The organism is Staphylococcus sp. GDY8P57P (genome assembly GCF_017892585.1).
GTDB classification, from domain to species: domain Bacteria; phylum Bacillota; class Bacilli; order Staphylococcales; family Staphylococcaceae; genus Staphylococcus; species Staphylococcus borealis.
In genome coordinates this window covers 1-3,153 of the sequence record NZ_JAESLK010000063.1, presented here as the reverse complement: position 1 = coordinate 3,153, position 3,153 = coordinate 1, and the positions used below count along the sequence as shown (strand labels likewise).

Sequence of the window (3,153 nt, the reverse complement as noted above, 5' to 3'; positions counted from 1 at the left end):
ATAGGTTTTGATACAATTGCAATAGTATATTGATTTTTAGAATTTGATTTTGAACTTGAACTTGTGAAATAAAATTTATACACGTGAGTGATCAAAAATTTATGAACATTAGCAACCACCATTTTTGGTTGCTGGGGTTTTGATTTTGGTTTTGAATTTATGGACTGACTTGTTCAGTCCATATTTTGTGCTCGCACAAAATCTAGCCTCGCAGAGCATACGGTTTAACGACTTTTTGTGTGATTTTTCTATGTCTTATTCCATTGTTAGAGTTTCAAAAGTTAAATCTGGAACAAATACAACTGGTATTCAAAAACATGTTCAAAGAGAAAATAATAATTATGAAAACGAAGATATAGACCATAGTAAAACACATTTAAATTATGATTTAGTAAACGATAATAAACAAAACTTTAATAACTTGATTGAGGAAAAAATAGAGCAGAATTATACAAATAAAAGAAAAATTAGAACAGACGCAGTTAAACATATTGATGGGTTAATTACATCAGACAATGAATTTTTTAATAATCAAACATCAGAAGATACAAAGCGTTTTTTTGAACAAGCTAAACAGTTTTTAGAACAAGAATACGGTAAAGATAATTTATTATATGCGACCGTTCATATGGACGAGAAAACACCACATATGCATTATGGTGTTGTTCCGATAACTGATGACGGTCGTTTAAGTGCTAAAGAAGTTGTAGGTAATAAAAAAGCTTTAACGGAATTTCAAGATAGATTTAATGAGTATGTTAAACAACGAGGATATGACTTAGAACGTGGTCAATCAAGACAAGTTACGAATGCCAAACATGAGCAAATGAGCCAGTATAAACAAAAAACAGAATACCATAAGCAAGAATATGAGCGTGAGAGCCAAAAAACAGACCATATAAAGCAAAAGAACGATAAATTGATGCAAGAGTATCAAAAATCGTTAGAAACGCTTAAAAAGCCTATAAATGTTCCATATGAGCTTGAAACGGAAAAAGTAGGTGGTTTGTTTAACAAAGAAGTACAAGAAACTGGAAATGTTGTCATAAGCCAAGAAGATTTTAATGCCTTTCAAAAGCAAATAGAAGCAGCACAATTAATCAAAGATGATTATGAGTATATTAAGTCAGATAAAGCTCTAAATGACCTAAAAAACGAAAACAGTAGGCTTAAAGAAGAAAATAAGAGTATGTTTGAAACTCTGACGAAAGCGAATGAGGTTCTTGAAAAACGAAATAAACAACTTGATAACGCAAATAAACTTTTTGAAGTTCTTAGAGAAATTTTCAAGAAGTTAGAGCAAGCTATTGGTAGAAATAAATATAGGAATTTAATGAATGATGTGAGTAAAGATAATGGTCGCATGATACAAGTAATACGAACGTTAGATAAACAAATACATCCTGAAGAACATCAAGAACAAAAAGATAATCAGAAACGTGGTAGAGGTATGAGCAGATAATAAAAGCCCTTATCAGAATAGATAAAGGCTTAAGTAAATACAATGTGGTATTGGTTGTACTCTCATGTATTATAACACGCATTTATGCCGAGAAAATCTATTTGTCGATGAGAGCCCTTAATTAGACTTAAAGCGCCAGCGGTCAATAGCGTCAGCTATTAAATCGACCGATGGACAGCTTTAGGATTATTAAGGAGCGCAGAATCGTCGGCAAATAGAGGAATTGGAATAATGCAATAAAGATATTAAACTAGATCAGTTTTTAACTGGTCTTTTTATTTTGGTTTTTTATGGTTTTGAATTACAAATTTTGGAGGAAAAAGGGGGGCTACTACGACCCCCCCATACTGTGCTGAGTTCCAAATTCAGAAAAAAACACTCTTAACACTTAGAGGCTCAATGGTTTTGGGCTACCAACACCGACCAACGTTTGTTGGCGATTTTACCAATATTTTTCAAAAAATGAAGAAATTATATTTAAAAGTGTTGCACTTTTCTTTCTTTAGTTATATTATGATATTAAGTTTTAGAAAAGGAGAGATTTAATGGCTGTTTCTGATGATAAAAAGCGAATAATGATTTCTTTAACAAATAAGCAAAATGAAGAATTGAATGATTTGGCGAAATATAAAGGTTTTTCAAAATCTGCAATAGTGGCATTGGCGTTAGAAGAATATAAGAAAGGAGAAAAATGAGTATAAAAAAAGAGCCCCTGTGCAAAGGAAGAGCTCTTTTAAACGAATATATACTTATATTTTCAAAGGTAATTATATAACATGACTAAACAAATAACAAAGGCGAGAAATTTCACTTTTATAATTTATCCTGAAAGTATTCCAGAAGATTGGGTATCACGTTTAGAAAGAATTGATGTTCCTATAGCTATTAGTCCTTTACATGATAAGGACGAAACAGAACGGAAATATGAAGAGTTAACAGAAGATGAACAGAAGGTTATAGATAACGGTGGCGAAATATATAAAAAGGCACATTATCATGTTTTATATATCGCTAAAAATCCGGTTACATCTGAAAGTGTAAGAAAGAAAATAAAAAGAGCATTAGGGAATAAATCTTTATCCCATATAGAAATTGTAGATGGTATTGAGAGTGTTTATAAATATTTAACACATGAAAGTAAAGATGCAATTAAGAAAAATAAACATAAATATGATAGTCAAGATATTATCCATTTAAATGATTTTGATATTGAAAGATATATCTTTTTGGATGAAAGTCAAAAACGTAGTTTAAAAAATGATTTATTAAGTATAGTGAAAAATGAGCATATAGTTAATGTAATTGATTTGGTGTCATTCCTTGATATATATGGAGAAGAATATGGTATTGATAATATGAATTATGTTCAAGATGTCATTACATCTAATGCTAGTGCTTTTAGACTTTGGTTTGAAGGTAATTATCAATGTGGATATAGAGCAAGGTACTCAAGAATAATTGATAGTGAAACGGGGGAAATAAAGTAATGGAATATAATAACACTATTTATTTTGAGAATGGAATAGAGCATACATTGACTGAAAAAGAGTTAGTTGTTATTAAAAGGCTTTTACATAATGCTAAGGTTCAAAAAAATTATGAAGAAGAATTAGAAAATCTTCAAAATTTATTTTTGGAACATTTGGATTGATTTTAGGTTTTGATTTTGAACTTAGTGAATTAAATTTTAT

Annotated in this window: 4 protein-coding genes; all 4 read left to right on the top strand. The window is 30.1% G+C overall.

Annotated features, from left to right (window positions below; translation table 11 throughout):
- Nucleotides 1–250 precede the first annotated feature (250 nt).
- The 4 genes from mobV (at nucleotide 251) to KA878_RS13440 (ending at nucleotide 3,113) form a co-directional block, all read left to right on the top strand.
- Nucleotides 251–1,462, top strand: a complete 1,212-nt coding sequence (mobV, locus tag KA878_RS13455) for a MobV family relaxase (protein WP_031901517.1) — start codon at nucleotides 251–253, stop codon at nucleotides 1,460–1,462.
- A gap of 545 nt (nucleotides 1,463–2,007) precedes the next feature.
- Nucleotides 2,008–2,157: a ribbon-helix-helix domain-containing protein gene (locus tag KA878_RS13450; protein WP_210142183.1), complete on the top strand. Its 150-nt coding sequence runs from the start codon at nucleotides 2,008–2,010 to the stop codon at nucleotides 2,155–2,157.
- A gap of 81 nt (nucleotides 2,158–2,238) precedes the next feature.
- The gene (locus KA878_RS13445) at nucleotides 2,239–2,949 is read left to right on the top strand and encodes a replication protein (RefSeq protein ID WP_210142181.1); all 711 of its coding nucleotides are present in this window, start codon (nucleotides 2,239–2,241) and stop codon (nucleotides 2,947–2,949) included.
- The gene (locus KA878_RS13440) at nucleotides 2,949–3,113 is read left to right on the top strand and encodes a hypothetical protein (RefSeq protein ID WP_157946277.1); all 165 of its coding nucleotides are present in this window, start codon (nucleotides 2,949–2,951) and stop codon (nucleotides 3,111–3,113) included. Before KA878_RS13445 ends, KA878_RS13440 begins: the two co-directional genes overlap by 1 nt.
- Nucleotides 3,114–3,153 lie beyond the last annotated feature (40 nt).